The sequence below is a fragment of the Afipia sp. DC4300-2b1 genome, from assembly GCF_049895725.1.
Lineage (GTDB): Bacteria > Pseudomonadota > Alphaproteobacteria > Rhizobiales > Xanthobacteraceae > Afipia > Afipia broomeae.
In genome coordinates this window covers 449,118-470,103 of the sequence record NZ_JAFCSX010000002.1, presented here as the reverse complement: position 1 = coordinate 470,103, position 20,986 = coordinate 449,118, and the positions used below count along the sequence as shown (strand labels likewise).

Genomic DNA, 20,986 nt, shown 5'->3' with positions numbered 1-20,986 from the left:
CAACATGGTCAACAAGAGGTTATTGCCGACTCCCCGCGGCCTCTCAGAATCCATAACAAATTGAAATTACTTGTATTTTTGAGTTGGCACACCTCTCGCATTGTAAGGGAAGAACCGCGGCTTGGGAGAGCCTCAACGGTTCGCACGATCCGCGTCACGCCTTGGGAGAGGCACGGCGCGGTTCAACAAGGGGAGATTGGCCGATGGAGAATACGCTTCTCGTCGCTTTGTCGCGGCAGATGTCGCTTGAGCGGCAGATCGACATCATTGCCAACAATGTGGCCAACACCAACACCAATGGTTTCAAGGCCAACAAGTCGCTGTTCGAGGAATACCTGAACACGGGCGCGCACGAGGACAACTTCTCGGTTCGCGACCGCCGCGTCAGCTTCGTCCAGGACCGCACCGCCTATCACGATTTTACGCAAGGTCCCGCTGAAAAGACCGGCAACCCGCTCGACGTCTCGATCGACGGCAAGGGCTTCATCGCGGTGCAGACCCCACAGGGCGAACGCTACACCCGCGACGGCTCGTTCCAGATCAACGCCCAGGGCCAGCTTGTCACTACCGGCGGCAACATCGTGCTTGGCACCAACGGTCCGATCGTGTTCCAGCCGACCGACAAGGAGATCGTGATCTCGAGCGAAGGCACGGTCACGGTGCGCGAAGGTATCGTGACCCAGTTCGACTCCATTCGCGGCAAGCTCAAGCTGGTGAAGTTCGACAATCCGCAGCAGCTCCAGAAGGAGGGCGCGAACCTGTATTCGGCGCCGGCCGGCACCGTGGCCCAGCCTGACCTCGCCTCGCGCTTCAATCAGGGCTTCGTCGAGAAGTCCAATGTCAGCGCCGTGGCTGAAATGACCCGCATGATGGAAGTCATGCGCACATATCAGTCGGTCGCCTCGCTGATGCAGCAGCAGAATGACCTCCGCAAAACCGCACTCCAGACACTCGCCGACGTTCCGGCATAAGGAAACTGATCCATGCGCGCACTTTACACAGCAGCGACCGGGATGGCGGCTCAGGAGCTCAACGTCCAGGTCATTTCCAACAACATCGCGAACCTGCGCACCACCGGCTACAAGAAGCAGCGCGCGCAGTTCCAGGATCTCATCTACGAACACGTCAAGCGCGTCGGCGCGCAGGCTTCGGATCAGGGCACCATCCTTCCGGTCGGCATCGATATCGGCGGCGGCGTCAAGACCGTCGGCACGCCGCGCCTGATGACACAGGGCACGCTCAATCCGACCGGCGGCGATCTCGATATCGCCATCCGCGGCGAGGGTTACTTCAAGATCCAGATGACCGACGGCACCTACACCTACACGCGGGACGGCTCGTTCACGACCGACGGCCAGGGCCGCGTGGTAACGGCACAGGGCAACCCGGTGCAGCCGACCATCACGATCCCGCAGAATTCATCGCAGCTCACCATCAACCAGCAGGGCCAGGTGTCGGTCATGACGCCGGGCTCGACCACGCCCACCGTGGTCGGCCAGATCGGTCTGACCCGCTTCATCAACAAGGCCGGCCTGCAATCGATCGGCGACAACCTGTTCACCGACACGCCGGCTTCCGGCCCGCCGCAGGACGGCCTCGCCAATGCCGACGGCTTCGGCGACATGCAGCAGCGCAATCTTGAATCGGCCAACGTCGAGGTGGTTTCGGAAATCTCCGACCTGATCGCCGCGCAGCGCGCCTATGAGATGAACGCCAAGGTCGTCAGCGCCGCAGATCAGATGATGCAATCCACCACCGGCATGTTCCGCTAAGGGAGAGAGTGATGTTGCGTTCATTCGTCATCGCCGCCGCCCTCCTCGCCGCAATGTCCGGCGCCGTGCTGGCGCAGTCGGACCAGGACACGCTTGCGCAGCCGTCGCTGCGCGCCAGCGTGACGGTGAGCAGCGACATTGTCCGCATCGGCGACATCGTGGAGAACGCCGGCAGCGCCGCGCAGATCGCGATCTTCCGTGCGCCCGATCTCGGCACCACCGGATCGCTGCCCGTCGCGCAGCTCCTGACCGCGCTGCGCACGCATCAGGTGATCGGCGTCGATACCCGCGACCTTCGCGAAGTGTCGATCACCCGCTCTTCGCGCACCCTCGTCTCGAAAGAGATCGAACAGCAGATCGCCCGCGTGCTGGAACGGCGCAACGGCCTCGGTGACGCCGCCAACATCTCCGTCACATTCGAGCGTGACCTGCGCGAATTGCAGCTCGACGCCGCCCATACCGGCGACATGCGCGCGACCATCGTGCGATTCGACCCGCGCAACGGACGCTTCGACATCACCTTCGAGATTCCCAACGACGTTACCTACAATCCGACCAAGCTGCGCTTCATCGGCACCGCGGTCGAAACCATCGAAGCAGCCGTGCTGACCCGCGCGGTGGAGCGCAACGAGATTCTGCGATCATCGGACGTGGTGGTCGAGCGGCGGCCAAGGAGTGAAATCGGAAACGACGTGATCAACCGCGACCGTTCGGTCGGCATGCAGGCCCGCAAGCAGATGCGCGCCGGACAGGCGCTGAAAGCGGCGGACCTCGGAAAGCCGGATCTGGTCTCGCGCGATCAGGGCGTCATGCTGATCTACGAAGCACCGGGCCTCTATCTCACCGGCCGCGGCAAAGCGCTCGACAGCGGCACCGAAGGCGACATCGTCAACATCGTCAACCTGCAATCGAAACGCACCGTCCAGGGCGTTGTGACCGGCCCCGGTCAGGTCACCATCACCGCCCCCGGCCCTCGCCTTACCACCGCAGCACTTTCGAACAGCGAGCCACCTGCCGCTCCCGCACCCGAATCCAGAAAAGCCGAGTAATCAGTCATGTCCAAGTCCCACGTGTTCAATCGCCTTATAGTCGCCGGCAGCCTGCTGGCACTCGGCACCATGGCCAGCGGCTGTTCGTCCCTCGATCGTCTCGCGGCGATCGGTGAAAAGCCGAAACTCTCGGCGATCGACAATCCGACAACGCAGGCGGGCTACAAGCCGGTGTCGATGCCGATGCCCGCGCCGCAGCCGGCGTCGTTCAATCCGAACTCGCTGTGGCGGAACGGATCGCGCGCCTTCTTCAAAGATCAGCGCGCGCACCAGATCGGCGACATCCTCACGGTGCAGGTCAACATTACAGACAAGGCCAATATCGCCAACGAGACCCAGCGCAGCCGCACCAACTCGGAAAATTCCGGCGTCACCAGTTTCTTCGGCATCAACAAGATTCCCGGCACCAATGCCGCGATCCCTCCGGGCCGGATGCTGACCGCGGACTCCACCTCGTCCAGCGACGGCAAGGGCTCGGTGAACCGACAGGAAGCATTGCAGACCAACGTCGCCGCCGTCGTGACCCAGTTGCTGCCGAACGGCAACCTTGTGGTCGAAGGCAAACAGGAAATCCGCGTCAACTTCGAAGTCCGCGAACTGGTCGTGGCGGGCATCGTGCGCCCTGAGGATATCCAGAGCGACAACACCATCGACTCCAGCAAGATCGCGCAGGCCCGCATCGCCTACGGCGGCCGCGGCCAGCTCACCGATGTGCAGCAAGCTCGCTACGGCCAGCAGGCCTTCGATATTCTGCTGCCGTTCTAACCGCCACACCGAGGCGCAATTCAAGACAGGCCCGATTTCGGAAAGGATGATGTCTCTTCGATAAGGGACGGCTCCCACCGTCTCTCTCCCAGCTCCCACACCCGGCGGCGAACCTAGGCGCAGCAAGGTGTTCACGACGCGGCTCTCATCAGCTCCCCTGATGAGAGCCGTGATCGTTTGGGCAAACATTCACCGTGTTCAGAGGGCGACGGAAGTGATAATTTCCATCCGCGCAAGCTGCGTACCCTTCAGCGCGGACAATCCTGCTGCTCGGCCGCCTCTGAATGGGCGCGATGCAACGTCGCAGCGTTCGCAACCTTGAGCAGCCGACCGGTGAAGGAGGGTGTCATGTACGCCGCTATTCGTCAGGGAAAGGCAAAGGCCGGCATGGCCGAGGAACTCGCGCGCACGATCAAGGAAGGCGCGATCCCGATCATCAGCGATGTCGAAGGCTTCATCGCTTACTATGTGATCTATGCGCCGGACGACACGGTGACGGCGATCAGCATCTTCAACAATTTCGCGGGCGCGGAAGAGTCGAACAGGCGCGGACTTGCATGGATCGAGCAGAGTCTTGCGCCGTTGCTCACTGGACCGGCCACCGCCGTCGCCGGACCCGTCATCGTACATACCCTGGCCTAGCGGCCGCGCATGAACAGCGGTTCATAAAAATACCGGCGAAACACACGGAACGATAGCCTGCTGCTTCTGTTCTACTCTCGCTTTATTCAAAGGAGAGAAAGATATGAAGAAGTTTGGTTTTGTTGTTGCGGCTGTTGCGGCGCTCGCCATCGCAGTCCCGTCGATCGCCAGCGCGCAGACCGTTGTCGTCAAGACCGGCGATCGTGGAATGCATCGTGGTCATCATCACGGTGAATATCGCGGCGCGCGCGCCGAAATGCATCGCCATCATGGATGGCATCGCGGCCACAACAAGAAGGTGATCGTCATCAAGCGTGGCCATCATCACCATAACCATCGCTGATCGAGTTGCAGGAAATGGCCCCTCACGGGGTCATTTTTCTTTGTGCGTGCCTCTGGCTTTCTCGGCACGAGAGGTACCGCGATCCTTTGATTGAACAGAGTAACCATTTGATCACCCTGAGGAGCGAATGACGCCGCTGTCGTTGGTTAGGTAACGATCATTGACCTATCTAGGGGCCAGAATTCACCCGCGGACGCGTCATGTTTCTCGATCAGCTATCCGTCCTCGTCGCCATCGGCTTTTCGGGCGCATCGCTCGGCATCACGTTCCTCATGATGTGGGCGATCGGACGATCCGAGACCCATCTGTTGATCTGGTCGATCGGACTTGCACTCATCGTCGCCGGCGTCGTTGTCTTCGGCGCTGTCGTTGATAAGTACAATTCGGGACTTCTGCTGACATCCTTCCTGTTCCTGATCGCGGGATTTGGATTGCTTCACGCGGGCTGCGCCAGGTTTTGCACGGGCCGGAGCAACTGGACGTCGACAACCGTATCCGTCGCGCTTGCTTTCATCTCGACATCGGCAGCCTTCGCGCTGGGGTACTCCGGTATCGGAACGATGATTGGCAACATCGCGATTGGCGCGCTTCTTTTATTGATCGCGCGTCATTACTGGCTGGCGCGCGCCGAATCCCCACTCCTGATGACGGCGAACACCATATGCTGTGTCGCCACAGCGGCGTCCTTCATCGCGTGCGGTTACGCCCTCGCCGAGCAGGGCCAGATCGTGCTGACGTCGCGGCCTTCAAACTGGGCCGAGGAGTTTAACTCGATCATGGCGATCGCCGGGCTGACCGGTATCGGAGCCCTCTCCCTCACCCTCAATCAGATGCGGATCGCGAACGGCCACAAGTCGGAGGCAATGAGAGACGCGCTGACCGGCCTTCTCAACCGGCGCGCATTATTCGACGGCCGGATGGGGACCGCTCCAGCCGGCACCGCGGTCGTGATGATGGATCTGGATTACTTCAAGACGATCAACGACCGCTTCGGACATGATTCCGGCGACCGGATTCTGATGGCGTTCGCCGACGTGATCCACGCGAACATCCGTGCGAACGATCTTGCCGGGCGGATGGGCGGCGAAGAATTTTGCATCATCATGCCGGACTCCAGTCCGAAGGCTTCGGCCGCTGTTGCGGACCGCATCCGATCTCAAATCGAAGCAACGATCGTTCACACCGAGAATGGACCGGTCCGGGCAACGGTCAGTGCAGGAATCGCAATCCGTTCGGCGGAGCCGGAGACGCTTCAGGCGCTGCTCAGCAGAGCAGATGCTGCACTCTATGAAGCCAAGGCTTCCGGCCGCAACCGGGTTCAGATCTCCGGCTTCAGCCTTGCCGCATAGCCGGAGAATTCCGGCTCAGCGCCGCCCATAGTTGCGCACGCAGGTCCCGCCCACACCCGATGCCGAAGCCTTGCACTGCTGATAGCTTGCGTATCTGCAGTCGCCGGGGCCAGGCGAACTCTTGAGGCAATACCTGTAACCACGCGCATCGGCCTGACCGATGAAGGCGAACGATGCTGTCGCCAGCGCCAGTGCGATCAAAATTATCTTCACGATTATCCTCCCTTTGTTGTTAGGCGTAATTCGCGAAGGCCCCTCCTGTTCCGAAACGGAACGAAAAAGCCCGATGATCTTTCGACCACCGGGCTAAATCGATCAACAGGTTGCGACGCGGGTTGCGTTATTCGTCGCGGTAAACCTTCTCGCGCTTTTCGTGGCGCTCCTGCGCCTCGACCGACAGCGTCGCGATCGGGCGCGCTTCCAGCCGCTTCAGCGAGATCGGCTCGCCGGTTTCTTCGCAGTAGCCGTAGGTATTGTCCTCGATCCGCTGCAAGGCGGCGTCGATCTTGGAGATGAGCTTGCGTTGACGGTCGCGCGCGCGAAGTTCGATGGCGCGATCGGTTTCTGATGAAGCGCGGTCGGCAAGATCAGGATGATTGACGTTCTCTTCCTGAAGCTGCTGAAGCGTGGTCTTCGATTCCCGAAGGATCTCTTCCTTCCAGTCGAGCAGCTTCCGGCGGAAATACTCCCGCTGACGCTCGTTCATGAAAGGCTCTTTTTCAGAGGGCCTGTAGTTCTTCAACTTTTCCAAGTGCGGTCCATGTCGACATGCAAGGCGGACGGAAAATGCCTGTCCGCGCGGCAGCTTATATAGCTACGCTATGTGACAGACAATATCGCGGATGGGCCGGAAAGCACCCGAATAGGGCGCTGAAATAAGGCCTTCCACAGGGAACCTCACCCCGCCCCGGGCGCGGAAATGGCCGGAATTCCGGGCTAAAGGAACCGCCTTCGAGCCGCCTTACTGCCCGGCCTTGGCGAGTTCGACTTCCACCCGCAGCTCGATTTCGGACAGCACCTGGTCAAGTCCGGGGTCGCCGGAACTGGCTTTCAGGTCGGCCGCTGCAGTGCGCAAGCGGGCGACCGTGGTCGAATCGAACGATCCAGCCAGGAGACCGATCTTGAGATCATCGAGGACATCGAGCGCAGTCCGGCCCCGCGCCACCGATCGGCGGCGGCGCTCCGTGGAGTCTTCAACACCCTGCATCGCCAGCAGTGCATCGATGCCGCTGGTGGCGCGCGGCGCTGCCGCCGGGCGGGTTTCCGATGTTGTGCCGATGTCGCCGAGGGAAAAGGACGTCGAGCTTGAGCGCCGCGCGTTTGCCGCCGGCGATGTCAGATTGGCTCCATTCGGTCCGTAGATTCGCATCGTGCCTATCTCGCAAGACAACAGGTCGGGACCACCAGCTCTGCTGTTACACCGGTCCGCGGAACCCCATGCCCCAAAGTGGCCATTTATGGTTAACGGGAAGTAAACAGCCCGGCAATTTATGCCGGATACGGCAAGTTCGGCGCTCCGGGCGGAGGACAGCGACCGGACGCTTTCGATAATTCGTTAGCCAGAACAATATCTTAAGGAGCGGCACGCTCTGGCACGGCCCTCGCATAGTTAACTGCGGACTAACCTCGTGGGGAGCACGGGGTCGGACCGCAGAGACCTCAGCGGGGAGCAGAGGATGTTTCGGATTTTTCAGGCTGCCTGCATGGCGATCGCCATGCTGTCCGCCTTCAGCGCATCGGCCCAGGCGACATCGCGGATCAAGGATCTCGCGAACATCGAGGGCGTGCGCCAAAACCAGTTGATCGGTTACGGCCTCGTGGTCGGCCTGAACGGCACCGGCGACACGCTCAACAACATCCCTTTCACCAAGCAGTCGCTGCAGGCGATGCTTGAGCGCATGGGCGTCAACATCCGCGGCTCCACCATCCGCACCGGCAACGTCGCGGCCGTCATGGTCACGGGCAACCTGCCCGCTTTCGGCACCCAGGGCACCCGGATGGACGTCACGGTGTCGGCGCTCGGCGACGCCAAGAGCCTTCAGGGCGGCACGCTTCTGGTCACCCCCCTGCTCGGCGCCGACGGCAACGTTTACGCAGTCGGACAAGGCTCGCTGGCGATCGGCGGCTTTTCGGCCGAAGGCCAAGGTGCAAGTGTCACCAAGGGCGTCCCGACAGTCGGCCGCATCGCCAACGGCGCGATCATCGAGCGCGAAATCGAGTTCGCGCTGAACCGCCTGCCCAACGTCCGCCTTGCCCTGCGCAACGGCGACTTCACCACCGCCAAGCGCATTGCCGCCGCGGTCAACGACTATCTCGGCACCAAGACCGCCGAGCCGGTCGATCCCTCCACCGTACAGCTCAGCATTCCGGCGGAGTTCAAGGGTAACGTGGTCGCGCTGCTGACCGAGATCGAACAGTTGCAGGTCGAGCCGGATCTCGGCGCCAAGATCATCATCGACGAACGCTCCGGCATCATCGTGATGGGCCGCGATGTGCGCGTCGCCACCGTCGCGGTCGCACAGGGCAATCTTACCGTCTCCATTTCGGAAAGCCCGCAGGTCAGCCAGCCCGCGCCATTCTCGCGCGGACGCACTGTGGTCACACCGAATACACGCGTCGGCGTTCAGGAGGACGGCAAAAAACTCGCGGTCGTGAAGGACGGCGTCTCGCTGCAACAACTGGTCGATGGCCTCAACGGCCTCGGCATCGGCCCGCGCGACCTGATCGGCATCTTGCAAGCCATCAAGGCTTCGGGCGCGATCCAGGCCGACATCGAGGTGATGTAATGAGCATCACCCCGACCACCACGCGGGCACCTGCCACCTTCACCGGCGGACGTCCCGACCTCACGCTGCAAGACGCGCTGACGAAAGTTTCGCCGCAGGCGCAGGCGAAAGCCAAGAGCCAGGCGCAGGATTTCGAGGCCGTGTTTCTCAACTCGATGTTTTCGCAGATGATGAACGGCATCAAGGGCGACGGGCCTTACGGCAACACGCCGGGCACCGGCGTCTGGCGCTCGATGATGACGGAGCAATACTCCAAGTCTTTCGCGCAGGCGGGCGGCGTCGGAATTTCAAACGACGTCTACCGCACTCTCATTCTTCAGCAGGCCAACCGCGCCGGCTAGACGCAACGGAAGAGCACCCATGACGCAACAGCAAAATGCCAAAGCAACCACGGCTCCCGCGCCAGCAGCGACGCCGGTCGAGGCGCGCAAGCTGGCTGAAGGGCTGCTGAAGATCATGAGCACCCTGCTCGGGATCGTAGAGCGCGAGACCGAACTGGTCCGCGCCGGCAATATCCGCGAAGCGATGACGCTGGAGACCGAAAAGAACGAGATGTCGCGGCAGTACACCGACGCGATTTCCCGACTTGCGCACAGCCGCGACTACCTCAAGCAATCGACGCCTGAACTGCTCGCCGCGCTGCACCGCCATCACGACACGTTCCGCGCGATGCTGCAGGTCAATCTCACCGTACTTGCGACGGCTCACGCGGTCTCCGAGGGCATCGTGCGCGGCGTCAACAGCGAAATGCAGCGGAAGAATCTTCCGAACGGCTACACCGCCGGCGGACAGCGCGCGACGCCGGGACCGCGTCAGGTGACCCCGCTGTCCGTCAGCCGTTCGCTTTAGCGATTATTTTTAGATATTCCGCGCCGTCATTGCGAGAAGCAAGCGGCGAAGCACCAGCGCCTGCCTGCGATGAGCCAGTCTGGATTGCTTCGTTTCGCTCGCAATGACGTTCGCACGTCGCCGCGATGCGAAATGCAGATACTTTGATTCAATTCCGCGCGGGAACATAAGGACCGGATTCATCCGGTTCCACTCATAATCGGCATTGGAGGGTTGGGGTTTGACTCAAGGGGAAGCCAGAGGCTGCCATGAGTGCGGATTTCAACATCAAACCGGTGGGGGCATCGGTTTCTGCAACATACGTCGAGCCGGCATCCAACGGCGCGAAGACGGCTGTCCAGACGCAACTGCCACCTGACAAGGCCGTTACGGCGCCGGATCCCTCGGTTCAGGCACGCATCAATCCCCAGGCGGAAACCGATCGGCTTTCGAAGCAGGTGATTATCGATCGCGCCGCGGCCGAGATCGTCTATCGCACCGTCGACAGCAGAACCAGCCTGGTCGTGCGCCAGTATCCTGACGAGGCGCGGCTGCGCGCACGCGCCTATCTGCGGGCAATGGATCTCGCCCGTGAGGACAACATGCGCAGAAATACGGATTTGAGGGTTTAACGGCCGTTCTGCTGGGCGTAGGCGGTCTCGAGGGTCTGGGTGCCGTTGGTGGTCATGACCGTCTTGATCTGCGCCGTACCCTGCTTCGTCAGCGTGAACTTCGAATCGCCGATCTTGAACGAGTTGTCCCTGATCAGGACGTCCTGGTACTTCACCGTCGAGCCGCTCTGATACCGCGCCTTGGCGCGGAAGCCGATGACGTTGGAGACCTGAATGCTGAACGTGTCGTTGTTGGCGTACTTGCCGGTCCAGTTACCCTCGTAGCTGGCGGCATCGACGGGCACGTAAGGCCCTTTCGAATAGTTGACGTTCGAGCCGACCGCCACGTAGTTCGACGATATGATGCTTAAAAGATCGGCCATCGTTCGTCCATGCGCTGGTGTCAGGCGCGGCCGGACAGGCCAGCCGCCAGATTGCAATTGATGTCGATCAGCGACTTCAGCTTTTCTGGCTGCGGGTTGAGCTGCAATTCCGCGGTCTGCGTCAGGACGAACGTACCGATGTTGGCAATGTTCTGACGAACCTCGATAGTTTGCGGATTTTCGTCGCTGGTCACCGCGCTCAGAAGGATCGCCCAGAGCTTGCGGTTGAAGAGCAGCGCTTCGGCGAAATTCGTATCGGGATGATCCCAGTTCGTCATCGCATGCTGAAGCTTGTTCGCGGCCTTCAGAAGAGCCTGCGCTTCGATCTCCCGGGGAGACGCCGTCGTCTGAGCGGTGCGTGCGTAGGCTTGGGCAGCGTTAGACATTCATCACCTCGATAGGAGTTCGTCTTCGCGACTTATCAGTTTCCTGATTTCTCTTAGAGCTTTGTAAAGATAACCGCTTAAAATAAGATTACTTGCGGCCTCTATGTGGCTGCGGAAACTTGGCACTGCTTCCAGCAAATCCTTGACGAAGCCGAGATAGAGATCCTGATATTTCGGTATGTCGTCTTCGAGATACATCTGCTGAACGCAGAGATAGATTCGCTTGACCGGCGTGTTCGCGGTCTCCGCAGTCAGAATATCCTTCTCGCGCAGAATCGGCACCTCACCATCGATCAGAAACGTCGCACGCGTTTCCGAATTGGTGATGACGCTTTGGCCGATGACGATGCGTTCAAACGGCTTGAGTTCGACTCTGAGGGCCACATTCTGTCTCCCTTGCGCTGCGCAGTTCGTGTCAGAACCGGCGCCCGCCCGTCACGAGCAATACCGGCAATTTAAGGCGCGAAAAAGCGGCGAGGATGCCCCCTCGCCGCTTTTCCTGCTTAAGCCTTAGCCGTCTCTTAAGTCCGGAGAAGCTGAAGCACACTCTGCTGCGACTGGTTGGCAAGCGCCAGCGCGGACACTGCGATCGACTGGCGGGTCGACAGCGCCTGGCTGTTGGCGGCTTCCTCGTTGGTGTCGGCGATGGTCAGGTTCGTCGAACCGGTCTGCAGCACGTTGATCAGGTTCTTCGAGAAGTCCTGGCGGATCTGCACGATCGACAGGTTCGAACCCAGCGTCGATGCCTGCGAGCGCAGGAAGCTGCTCGCGTAGTTGAGCGCGTCGAGCACCTTGTTGGTCGCGACGTTGTCGATGAAGTCGGTGCCGGAGGTCAGCGCGCCAAGACCGAGGCCAGCCGGATCGAGATTGACGCCGGTGATGTTCAGCGTCGACTTTCCGGTTTCGTTGAACACCAGCTTGAGCTGGTCGCCGTTCAGGAGGTTCACGCCGTTGAACGACGCGTCCTGCGATGTCGTTTTGATCTGGTTGATGATGTTGTTGTATTGCGACACGAGGCCCGCGCGCGTTGCCTGCGAGTTGGCTTCGCCAACCGGCGCGGAGACGATCACGCCCGCGAACAACTCACCGGGCGCCGTCGCGGTGCCGCCGAGGGCGCCGATCGTCGAAGACGCGGCGTCGTTGGATGTGGTGACGGTGATCGCGCCGGTCGAATCGATGCTGGCCTGAAGATTGTTCGGCAGCAGCGCCGCGTTGAGCTGATTGATGGTGGAGATCTGTCCAACACCATTGCCGAAGACGATGTTGGTCGCCGGTCCACCCGCAGTCGACGGGATGGTCAGTGTCTTGCCTGAGAAGGTATAGGTCGGCGGCGTGGTGCCGGTCGAGAGGCCGAGCTTGGCCAGCACGCTGCTGGTGCCGCCGAACACAATGCTGTTGCTGGTGTCGGCGACTGCGTTGCTGACGGTCAGCTGGTTGCCCGCGATGCTCGTCGTACCGCCGGTGATGCTGCTGATAGCGCTCTGGATGGTCGCGACGGTACCGCCGGCGGTACTCGCCAGGCTGATCGAAACATTACCGGTGACGGGATCGGTCGTGGATGCCGGATCGGCAGCCAAACCGGTGACGAACGAAATCGTCTTGCCGTTAACGGTGAACGAGTCGCCATTGGCAAAGCCGGCAGCGGCCAGCGTGGTGGCCGGAGTCAGGCCGCCGCCGACGACAGCGCCGGTCACGGTTGCAGCGGTATCCGGCAATCCAAGCAGGTTGGCGCCCGTCGCCCCGGGGTTCGGGCCAGTTGTGAAACTCGATTTGGCGTAGCCGACGTTGGTCTGGAGCGCCTGGTTGGCGATCGACTTTGCGCTGTCGATCAGCTTTTGCAGCGAAGTGATGCCGGTGTTGGCGGCTTGCAGGACCTGCACACCGTTGCCGATGCCGTCGAGAAGATTGTTGATGTCGCTGGCGCGGGCGTCGAGCCCGGCGGCCGTGAAGAAGTTGGTCGGGTTATCGAGGGCCGAGTTGACCTTTTTGCCGGTCGCGAGGCGGTTCTGGGTGGTTGCGAGAAGGTCCGCCGTCGATTGCAGCGACAGCAGGTTCTGGCGAACTGACGCCGTAAGAACGATATCGGACATTTGTGTACCTTCCTTAGATAAGCAAAAGCCGGCGACGAAGCGGCGTGATGCAACTTGGAGAACGACCGTCTTTCCCCAATTCTTAGGAGGCACCGTTTAAATTATGGTTAAGAGCCGATTAAATTGTTTCCTTAACGAAGGGTAAATGCGTTTTCGACCCCTCGCCTGCGCCTCAAATTCCTTCCGCTTGAGCCTTCCGGCACCGTTCCGCGAGCAAAACCCATAAAAAAACGGCGGGGTTTCCCCCGCCGTTCTGATGGTTTGCAGTGCTTCCGGTATTAGCGGAGCAGCTGGAGAACGCTCTGCTGCGACTGGTTGGCCAGCGACAGTGCGGACACCGCGATCGACTGGCGGGTCGACAGCGCCTGGCTGTTCGCCGCTTCCTCGTTGGTGTCAGCCAGCGTCAGGTTGGACGAGCCGGTCTGCAGCACGTTGATCAGGCTCTTCGAGAAGTCCTGACGGGTCTGCACGATCGACAGGTTCGAACCCAGAGCCGAAGCCTGCGAACGAAGCGTGGTGCTGGCGGTGTTCAGAGAAGCCAGAACCTTGTTGGTCGCCGCGTTGTCGACGAAGTCGGTGCCAACGCTCAGCGAGCCAAGACCAAGGCCAGCCGGGTTGAAGTTGACGCCGGTGATGTTCAGCGTTGACTTGCCGGTTTCGTTGAACACCAGCTTGAGCTGGTCGCCGTTCAGGAGGTTCACGCCGTTGAAGGACGCGTCCTGAGCCGTCGTGCGGATCTGGTCGATGACGTTGTTGTACTGGTTGACCAGGCTGGTGCGGGTTGCCTGCGAGTTCGGATCGGCAACCGCCTGAGAGGCCGCTGCACTGGCAAACGCCGCCGCCGTACCGCCGATGGTTCCGATGTTCGCCGAAGCGGCATCGTTGGAGGTGGTGATGGTGATCTTGCCAGCGGTATCGATCGAAGCCTGCAGGTTGTTCGACAGCAGAGCCGCGTTGAGCTCGTTCAGGGTCGAAACCTGACCAGCACCCTTACCGAAGGTGATGTTGGTCGCTGTGCCGCCACCGGTCGAAGCAATGGTCAGCGTCTTGCCGGTCACCGTCGAGGTCGGAGCAGTCGTCGCGGCGGTGAGGCCGATCTTGGCCAGCGCGGTGCCGCCGAGGGTGATGCTGTCGGTGGTGTTGCCAGCCGTGATCGTAACCTGGTTGCTGGCGATCGACGCAGCCGCGGTGCCGCCGCCCAGAGCCGTCTTGATCGCATCGGTCAAGTCGGTCGTGGTCGCAGCAGTGGTCGCGGTGGTGTTCAGGTTGATCGTGCCATCCGGATCGGTGGTGACGGTCGCAGTACCAGCGCCGGCAGCGGTGACCTTGATCGTTGTGCCGTTGACGATGACGGTGTCGCCGGCAACGAAGCTACCGCCGGTCGCGCCGGTCAGAGCCGAAGCAGCCGCGAGAGTACCGGTGGCGGTACCGGTGCGCGTAGCAGCCGTATCAGGATCGCCGAGCAGGTTGGCAGCGGTCGCGCCGGTGGTCGCAAGCGACGTCACGGACGACTTGGTGTAACCGACCGGGGTCTGGAGAGCCTGGTTGGCGATCGACTTCGCGGTATCAACCAGCTTCTGGAGCGAGCTGATGCCGGTGTTGGCGGCCTGAATGACCTGCACGCCGTTGCCGATGCCGTCGAGGAGGTTGTTGATGTCGCTGGCGCGGGCATCGAGGCCGGCGGCAGTGAAGAAGTTGGTCGGGTTGTCGAGAGCGGTGTTGACCTTCTTGCCGGTGGCAAGGCGGGTCTGGGTGGTCGACAGGAGGTCTGCGGTCGACTGGAGCGAGAGCAGGTTCTGACGAACCGACGACGAGAGAACGATAGAAGACATTGGGCGTACCTTTCTGGTGTGACGCAAAACGCAACGTGTACAAGCGTGCCGCTGATAGCTTCGATCAGCGAGCCGTCCGACATTGGAACCAACAGTCTAAAAAGGTGTGAACCGGTTTCGTTCAACTGTCCGCAAAACGCGGCTGCGGACGCACTGCGGCAAACCGCAAATACGTTGATTTGACAGGACTATTTCTTAAACGCCGCCGCCCCATGGTCACCGTGGCGTTTACCTCGCGTTAACCATAACGCGAAAGGATCGCGCCATCCGCCGGATCGATTTGAAACCGGCTCGCACGGAGAACCGCCATGGCTTTGAAGGTCGAACTCAAGCCGCACGAAAAGATCATCGTCGGGTCGTGCGTCATCACCAATACCGATCAGCGCGCGAAATTCCTGATCGAAGGAGAGAGGCTGCCCGTCTTGCGAGAGAAAGATATCCTGACGCCGGATACCGCCGACACGCCGGCGAAGCTGATCTATCTGGCGGTCCAGCTCATGTACATTTCGCACGATCCGCAGGAGCATCATTCGGTGTACTTCGACGTGATGCGTGACTTCCTCAGCGTCGCGCCAAGCGCGGCCGGCTTCGTCGAAGAAATCAATAACTACATTTTAAGCGGCGACTATTATAGAGCGCTGAAGGAATCGAAAAAACTGATCGCTTACGAAAAGCAGCTTCTCGACAGCGCCAAAGACGGACAGGCGCGCGAAGCCAGCCTCAGCAGCGCCGCCTGACACCACACGCAGACCAGTGAACAAAAAAGGCCTCCAGAAGGAGGCCTTTTTCGTTTCATCGTTGCAGGGCGGCTAGAGGAACTTCACCAGGCTCATTTGATAGAGCGACGCGGTGGTCTGATAGGACGCCTGCAAGGAAGTCTGCAGCGCAAGTATCTTGGTTGCGACCTCGTTGTCGTCGATGCCCTGGATCGAATCCAGCATCGACTGCGCGACCGATCCGGTCTGGGTCTGCCGATCCTTCGCCGTCTGGACCGCAGCCTGCGCACCGGCGAAATCGGCCTGGATATCCTGGATCGATTGCGTACCCGGATGCACCGCGAGATTGTCGACAATCCGCGAGTTCAGTGCGGTGAGCTGACCGTTCGCGTTCGGATTGCTCGCGTTGGTCGACACCGCGGCATAGACGGCGATGTTCTTCAACTGAGCAACGAACGCATCTTCGTTGGCTCGCGCGCCGTACTGCACCGAAATGGATTGGTCGATGCCGGCAACCGCCGTTCCGCGCGCCGGATCAGGACCGTCCTCACCGGTGTACCAGGACACGGTGTTGGTTGCGGTGCCGTTCACGAGCGTCGTTGCGGTACTGAGCGGAGAACCGCCGACCCGCAATGGCGGGGACGAACTGAAGAAATTATCGGATGCGGCCATGGCGGAGGCCGCGACCAGCGCGGTGTTCGACAAGGTGCCGACCGCAGTGTTGAGCGCGGTTTTGAGATTGGCGGCGGTCGCCGTTGAATCGGCGCCGATGGCGAAGCCGCCGGCAGGCACCGGCGTCGTCGTCGTCGCCGTGAGTTCGATGGTTTCAGACGTGCCGTCCGGCAGGCTGAATGTGAAGCGGACCTTGTCGCCATCGGCCGGATTGGTCGCGCCGAGATCGACCGACATTTCCGAAGGCGCGCCGGGAGGCGCCGCCGGCGGCGCGGGGCCGGTCACTGTCGCAGTCGCCGAGGTCGTCGTAATCGCGCTCAGCTTGAGGCCAAACGGAGATCCCGCGACGTCTTCGCCGATCGTCACCGAGGTCGGCGTCGGCGACGTGATCACTGTCCGGCCGAGACCCGAGGTGCCGTCAGCCTGACCACGTTCGTCGATGATCTGGTTTAAACCGGCGCGCGTGCCGCTGCCGTTGAGAATCACATCGGCCGGCTCGGTCGCCGGAGTATCGGTGGCGCGGCCGGAAAACATGTAACGCCCGCCGACCTCGGTGTTGAGAAGCGCGATAACCTGCGTGAACGACGCCATCGCGGTCTTCTGCCCGGCGGTTTTGCCATTGCTGTCGAGATTCAGCGTTGCGCCTGCGGCCGCAGCCTTGACCTGGCTGCCTGCGTCTTTGATGCCTTGCAAGGACAGGTTCGCGACGTTGATGCGCGTATTCAGGACGGTGCCGGTGTTCGCAAAAGCGGCGATCGACGAAATCTGCGCGCGCAGCCCCGTCGCCGTTCCCGAGTCGACGCCGAGACCGGCATAGGATGTCGACTTCTTTCCCGAAGCGAGCTGCTGCGTCAGCGTGTCGAGCTGACTCTTCAGATTGAGAATCGACGAGCCGAGATACGAAGTCCGGCCGCTAACGCCATCGATTGTCATGAGATCCTCACAGTACCTGCATCAATGACTGGAACATTGAATTGACCGTGGACATCACGCGGGCATTTGCCGAGTAAGCGTTTTGCAGCGCGAGCAGGTTGGCCATTTCGGTGTCGATATCCACGCCCGAGGTCGCATCCATTTTTTTCTGCAACGTGTTCAGCACGACATCCTGACCGTCGGAGAGCTGCTGCGCCGAACTCGCGGCATTGGCCTGCATGTTCGTGAACTGCTGGGTGAATCCGAGCAGCGTGCCCTTATAGGGCGTGCTGCTCGAGCCGATACCGGTCGTTGCCGAATAGCTGTAAGTGCCGGACGTCAGTTGCGACAGGATGAAGTCGGAACGCGTGGTGTCGCCAGCCGGTGTCGCGGGACTCGTGCTGTAGACGATCAGGCGCGACGAATCCGCCAGCAATCCGGAATTGACGGTGATGCGTCCCGCGAGGCCCGTTTGCTGAGAACCGGATGCCGTGATCGCTCCGGTGTAAGATCGTCCGCCATCGGTGAACAATGCGACCTGCGGACCGCCGCCGGTCAGCGATGTTGCCGTCGTCGTGACCGATGCGGCATTGACGTCTGACAAGCCGGTCGCGCCGTCATCAACCACACGCAGCGTCGAGCCGGCCGGGTTCGAGAACTGGATGCTGGCGCCGCCCAGCGCAGCATTGAGCTGCGAGACGACCGACGACATGCCGCCGGAGAAATCGACGCCGATCACCTTGTCGTTCGGATCGATCGTCGCCGTGTCCTTCAGCGGCAGCGCGCTCGGATCATCCACGCGGATGATCGAAATATTGTGCTGAACGCCGGTGATGTTGTCGGTGTACGTCAGATGAACGGTGTTGCCGGCCTGAAGACCGGCAAGATCAAGATCGAAGCCGGCGGGCGTGCCGGGCGGCGGAACAGGCGTGGCTGGCGGATATGCCGTGCCGCCTGTGGTTTTGTCGGACAACGCGCTCGCCATCGCTGCCGCGAGCTGGTCGACCTGGTCCTGCGCCTGCACCAGCGTCTTGTCGCGCAATTCGAGAAACGCCGCGATCGATCCGGAGCGGATTGCTCCGCTGGAGATGAGATCGATGCTTCCGCCATTCGGATAGGAAATGGAGATCGTGCCGAGCGTGCTCTTCGACGGATCGGCGTTCCACTGCGCCTCCGGCGTGACCGTGCCTTGAGTGTTGAACGACAGTTGCGCGGCATCGGAGCCGCCGACAAGTTGCGTGCCCGAGGTCGTGTAAACGGAAACCTGATTGCCTTCGCCCTTGACCACGCGCACGTCCATCAGTCCCGACAACTGCGTGATGAACTGATCGCGCTGATCCAGCAACGCCGCCGTCGCGGCGTCCTGGTTGGCATAGCCCTGCAATTGCCGGTTGATCTTGGCGATCTGGGTCAGGGCGTTGTTGGCCGTCGATACCGAGTTGGCTATCCCCGTCTCGGCACTGTTGCGCAGAGCCTGGATGCCTTGCGAGGTCGAATTCAACTGCTGGGCCAGCGCCTGCGCCGCATTGAGCACGCCGGTGCGCGCCGATTGCGAGTCGGGGCTTGTCGAGAGCGCCTGAAGCGCGGTCGTGAGCGAATTGAATGCCGCTTCAATCGTGGCAGACGAATCCGGATCACCATAGACGCTCTGCAGGTTGTTCAGGAAATTCGCACGCGTGCGGGTGTAGGCCGCGCCCGAGGTTTCCGTCCGCAACTGGCTCTGGATGTAATCGTCGAGGACGCGATTGACGCCGATGGTTTCGACGCCGGCGCCGTTGCCGACCGCGGTCTGGATCTGGTTGGTCGTCTTACGGACGTAACCCGGCGTTTCCGCGTTCGCGACGTTGGACGAAACCAGCGCGAGCGACGCCTGGTTTGCCCGCAAGCCGGCCATCGCGGTTGAAAGAGCTTGGCTCAGACCCATAACATACTGCCCATCTCAGGTCGGATCACGCAACAATGTGTTCAGCGATTATCGCAGCACGTTCAGCAGATCCTGCGCCATCTGGTTCGCAGTGGTGATGACCTTGGTGTTCGCCGAATAGGCCTGCTGCGTGACGATCAGCTTGGTGAACTCGTCCGCGATATCGCTGTTGGATCCTTCGAGCGCCGAACCCGTGATGGAGCCGGCCTTTCCGAAAACCGCGTTACCGGACTGGTCGGTCTCCTCGAACGCGCCGCCATCGAGGCGCTTCAGGAAGTTCGCGCCGTTGAAGGTCGCCAGCGTGATCTGCGCCAGATCGATGTTGCGGCCGTTGGAATAGTTGCCGACCACACGGCCGTTGTCGCCGATCGAAACCGTCTGCAACGAACCCGCAGGGAAGCCGTCCTGGTGAATGTCGTTGACCTGCGCGTTGCCGTTGGCATCGGCGAACGAGGTCAGGCCGCTGACGCCGAAGTTCACGGTGATATTGCCCAGCGTGACGCCGCTGATGGTCGGAGTGGTGAGCGTCACCGATGCCACCGCCGGAGTGAGCTGGCCGTTTGCACTGAACGTGAAATCGGTGCCGATGTTCTGCCAGGCCGTCGCGCCGCCCGTCGCGTTCGGATCGACCTGATAGAACATGTTCCACTTGTCGGTATGGCCTGGGCCGAGCGTCGATGAGTCCATCTTCGCCCAGCGGAACTGGATGCTGACAGGCGAGCCGGAGATGTCGTAGCCGGTGGTGGCGCCGCCCGCGATCGATTGCGAAATGAATGTCGCGGCGTCGGAGCCGATGACGTGACCGGCGCCCGCCGAACCGCCACCCAGGCGATTTACGGTGACGGTGCCGGAGAAGCCGAGCGCGGCAAAAGCCGTTGCATTGCTTGAGGTGATAACCAGGTTATTCGCGAGACCCGTATGCAACTGCACGGAGCCATTGTTGACGGTCGAGGACAGCGCGGAGTTGCCGCTCAGCCCGTCAATCTTGTCGAGGAGCTGATCGATGGTGCTGCCGATCGGGATATGGGTCGCGTCATTCTGGTTTGGCGGAACGCTGGATGCGTCGGTGAAAGTAATCGGCGTTCCGTTCACCGTGATCGTGTCGCCAGCCGCAAAGCTCGCCGACAGTGAGTTGGTGTTCGGCGCGCCCGACAGCGCGGTCGTGCCGTTGATCTTGGTCGCGGTGGTCAGCGCGCTGTTCATCGACGCGCCGCTTCCGACGTTGTCGAGATAAGGCAGCGGCGGCGTGCCGACCGTGCTCGGATTGACGGTAAAGTCGCCGACGTTGAGCAGTTCCGAACCCGGAACGGACTTGTCGCTCTTCGTGGTGATCGGATACGAAGCGAGGTTGGCGCGATAGGTCACGGTCGAGGTGGGCTGCGCGGGCAGGAAGTCGCCGCCGAATTTCAGAACCTGCGGATTGCTGCCGGTGACGTTACCCGTGGTCGGGTCGATCGGAATGCCTTCCAGATAGTAACCGGCGCCGTTCACCAGATAGCCGTTCTTGTCGAGCGTGAAGTCGCCGCGGCGCGTGTAGTTGTTGACGCCGTTGAAGACCGGGTTGCTGTCGGTGAAGCTGCCGGGCTTCTGCACCACGAAGAAGCCGTCGCCGCTGATCGCCATGTAGGTCGAAACCGCGGCCTTCTGGACGTCGCCCTGCACCGTGTTGGTTTCACGCGAGTTGGTCGCGACACTGCCGGCGAGCTGGTTGTTGGTGCCGGTATCGGGAATGAGGTCGAGGAAACTCGTATCGATGCGCTTGAACGCTGTCGTCTGCGAGTTCGCGATGTTTCCGGAGATGTTTTCGAGCGCATAGGACTGAGCACGAAGACCTGCGACGGACGTGGTGAGTGCGCCAAAGAGACCCATTACATTTTCTCCAACTTCGATCCGGGCGGCCCGCCGGTGTGTCCATAGCCATGGCCG

The 20,986-nt window shown here is 61.3% G+C and carries 23 protein-coding genes; 12 read left to right on the top strand and 11 right to left on the bottom strand.

Annotated features, from left to right (window positions below):
* Positions 1-203: 203 nt before the first annotated feature.
* The 7 genes from flgF to ACP7AL_RS08835 all read left to right on the top strand — a co-directional run bounded on the left by flgF (position 204) and on the right by ACP7AL_RS08835 (position 5,920).
* Positions 204-971 carry a flagellar basal-body rod protein FlgF gene (gene flgF, locus ACP7AL_RS08865; RefSeq protein ID WP_024918939.1) on the top strand — a complete coding sequence of 256 codons (768 nt, stop codon included), beginning with the start codon at positions 204-206 and terminating at the stop codon, positions 969-971.
* Positions 972-983: 12 nt separating this feature from the next.
* A complete protein-coding gene (gene flgG / locus ACP7AL_RS08860) occupies positions 984-1,772 on the top strand; it encodes a flagellar basal-body rod protein FlgG (RefSeq protein WP_006021425.1) in 789 nt (262 codons plus the stop codon).
* Positions 1,773-1,783: 11 nt separating this feature from the next.
* Positions 1,784-2,821, top strand: a complete 1,038-nt coding sequence (gene flgA, locus ACP7AL_RS08855; RefSeq protein WP_425990745.1) for a flagellar basal body P-ring formation chaperone FlgA — start codon at positions 1,784-1,786, stop codon at positions 2,819-2,821.
* Positions 2,822-2,827: 6 nt separating this feature from the next.
* A complete protein-coding gene (gene flgH / locus ACP7AL_RS08850) occupies positions 2,828-3,586 on the top strand; it encodes a flagellar basal body L-ring protein FlgH (RefSeq protein ID WP_024918937.1) in 759 nt (252 codons plus the stop codon).
* Positions 3,587-3,934: 348 nt separating this feature from the next.
* A complete protein-coding gene (locus ACP7AL_RS08845) occupies positions 3,935-4,228 on the top strand; it encodes a hypothetical protein (RefSeq protein ID WP_006021428.1) in 294 nt (97 codons plus the stop codon).
* A 103-nt stretch (positions 4,229-4,331) separates the two neighbouring features.
* Positions 4,332-4,571, top strand: coding sequence for a hypothetical protein (locus ACP7AL_RS08840; RefSeq protein WP_425990742.1), 240 nt, complete (start codon positions 4,332-4,334; stop codon positions 4,569-4,571).
* A gap of 200 nt (positions 4,572-4,771) precedes the next feature.
* On the top strand, positions 4,772-5,920 hold the full coding sequence (locus ACP7AL_RS08835) for a diguanylate cyclase (protein ID WP_425990740.1): 1,149 nt from the start codon (positions 4,772-4,774) through the stop codon (positions 5,918-5,920).
* 15 nt (positions 5,921-5,935) lie between these two features.
* Here the strand turns inward: ACP7AL_RS08835 and ACP7AL_RS08830 are convergent, their stop codons facing one another.
* From ACP7AL_RS08830 to ACP7AL_RS08820, 3 genes are all read right to left on the bottom strand, one after another.
* Positions 5,936-6,133, bottom strand: coding sequence for a DUF3551 domain-containing protein (locus ACP7AL_RS08830; RefSeq protein WP_425990738.1), 198 nt, complete (start codon positions 6,131-6,133; stop codon positions 5,936-5,938).
* A 127-nt stretch (positions 6,134-6,260) separates the two neighbouring features.
* Positions 6,261-6,626 (bottom strand): RNA polymerase-binding protein DksA, encoded by a 366-nt coding sequence (dksA, locus tag ACP7AL_RS08825; protein ID WP_006021432.1) that lies wholly within the window; start codon positions 6,624-6,626, stop codon positions 6,261-6,263.
* Between the two features lie 255 nt (positions 6,627-6,881).
* The gene (locus ACP7AL_RS08820) at positions 6,882-7,289 is read right to left on the bottom strand and encodes a flagellar assembly protein FliX (RefSeq protein WP_024918934.1); all 408 of its coding nucleotides are present in this window, start codon (positions 7,287-7,289) and stop codon (positions 6,882-6,884) included.
* Positions 7,290-7,596: 307 nt separating this feature from the next.
* Here ACP7AL_RS08820 and ACP7AL_RS08815 point away from each other — a divergent pair, with 307 nt between their 5' ends.
* From ACP7AL_RS08815 to ACP7AL_RS08800, 4 genes are all read left to right on the top strand, one after another.
* Entirely contained in the window at positions 7,597-8,706 is a 1,110-nt protein-coding gene (locus ACP7AL_RS08815) for a flagellar basal body P-ring protein FlgI (protein ID WP_425990735.1), read from the top strand.
* On the top strand, positions 8,706-9,047 hold the full coding sequence (flgJ, locus tag ACP7AL_RS08810) for a flagellar assembly peptidoglycan hydrolase FlgJ (protein WP_425990733.1): 342 nt from the start codon (positions 8,706-8,708) through the stop codon (positions 9,045-9,047). Before ACP7AL_RS08815 ends, flgJ begins: the two co-directional genes overlap by 1 nt.
* A 19-nt stretch (positions 9,048-9,066) precedes the next feature.
* The gene (locus ACP7AL_RS08805) at positions 9,067-9,555 is read left to right on the top strand and encodes a hypothetical protein (RefSeq protein WP_425990731.1); all 489 of its coding nucleotides are present in this window, start codon (positions 9,067-9,069) and stop codon (positions 9,553-9,555) included.
* Between the two features lie 248 nt (positions 9,556-9,803).
* Positions 9,804-10,166, top strand: coding sequence for a hypothetical protein (locus ACP7AL_RS08800; protein ID WP_425990729.1), 363 nt, complete (start codon positions 9,804-9,806; stop codon positions 10,164-10,166).
* On the opposite strand, the gene ACP7AL_RS08795 is transcribed toward ACP7AL_RS08800, so the two are convergent.
* The 5 genes from ACP7AL_RS08795 to ACP7AL_RS08775 form a co-directional block, all read right to left on the bottom strand.
* Positions 10,163-10,528, bottom strand: coding sequence for a hypothetical protein (locus tag ACP7AL_RS08795; RefSeq protein ID WP_425990727.1), 366 nt, complete (start codon positions 10,526-10,528; stop codon positions 10,163-10,165). The two genes, ACP7AL_RS08800 and ACP7AL_RS08795, sit on opposite strands and share 4 nt — an antisense overlap.
* Positions 10,529-10,548: 20 nt before the next feature.
* A complete protein-coding gene (gene flaF / locus ACP7AL_RS08790; RefSeq protein ID WP_425990725.1) occupies positions 10,549-10,914 on the bottom strand; it encodes a flagellar biosynthesis regulator FlaF in 366 nt (121 codons plus the stop codon).
* 3 nt (positions 10,915-10,917) lie between these two features.
* On the bottom strand, positions 10,918-11,298 hold the full coding sequence (gene flbT, locus ACP7AL_RS08785; protein WP_006021440.1) for a flagellar biosynthesis repressor FlbT: 381 nt from the start codon (positions 11,296-11,298) through the stop codon (positions 10,918-10,920).
* 137 nt (positions 11,299-11,435) lie between these two features.
* Positions 11,436-13,004, bottom strand: a complete 1,569-nt coding sequence (locus ACP7AL_RS08780) for a flagellin (RefSeq protein ID WP_425990723.1) — start codon at positions 13,002-13,004, stop codon at positions 11,436-11,438.
* Positions 13,005-13,282: 278 nt separating this feature from the next.
* Positions 13,283-14,836: a flagellin gene (locus ACP7AL_RS08775; protein ID WP_425990721.1), complete on the bottom strand. Its 1,554-nt coding sequence runs from the start codon at positions 14,834-14,836 to the stop codon at positions 13,283-13,285.
* 308 nt (positions 14,837-15,144) lie between these two features.
* Between ACP7AL_RS08775 and flbT (ACP7AL_RS08770) the strand changes: the two genes are divergently transcribed.
* Entirely contained in the window at positions 15,145-15,573 is a 429-nt protein-coding gene (flbT, locus tag ACP7AL_RS08770) for a flagellar biosynthesis repressor FlbT (protein ID WP_024918928.1), read from the top strand.
* Positions 15,574-15,645: 72 nt separating this feature from the next.
* Here the strand turns inward: flbT (ACP7AL_RS08770) and ACP7AL_RS08765 are convergent, their stop codons facing one another.
* Genes ACP7AL_RS08765 through ACP7AL_RS08755 form a run of 3 tightly spaced genes read right to left on the bottom strand, consistent with a single transcriptional unit; the run spans position 15,646 to position 20,929 of the window.
* Positions 15,646-17,157, bottom strand: coding sequence for a flagellar biosynthesis protein FlgL (locus ACP7AL_RS08765; RefSeq protein WP_425990718.1), 1,512 nt, complete (start codon positions 17,155-17,157; stop codon positions 15,646-15,648).
* A gap of 7 nt (positions 17,158-17,164) precedes the next feature.
* Positions 17,165-19,060, bottom strand: a complete 1,896-nt coding sequence (flgK, locus tag ACP7AL_RS08760; RefSeq protein ID WP_425990716.1) for a flagellar hook-associated protein FlgK — start codon at positions 19,058-19,060, stop codon at positions 17,165-17,167.
* Positions 19,061-19,108: 48 nt separating this feature from the next.
* Complete coding sequence (locus ACP7AL_RS08755; protein WP_425990714.1) at positions 19,109-20,929, bottom strand: flagellar hook-basal body complex protein; 1,821 nt, start codon at positions 20,927-20,929, stop codon at positions 19,109-19,111.
* Positions 20,930-20,986 lie beyond the last annotated feature (57 nt).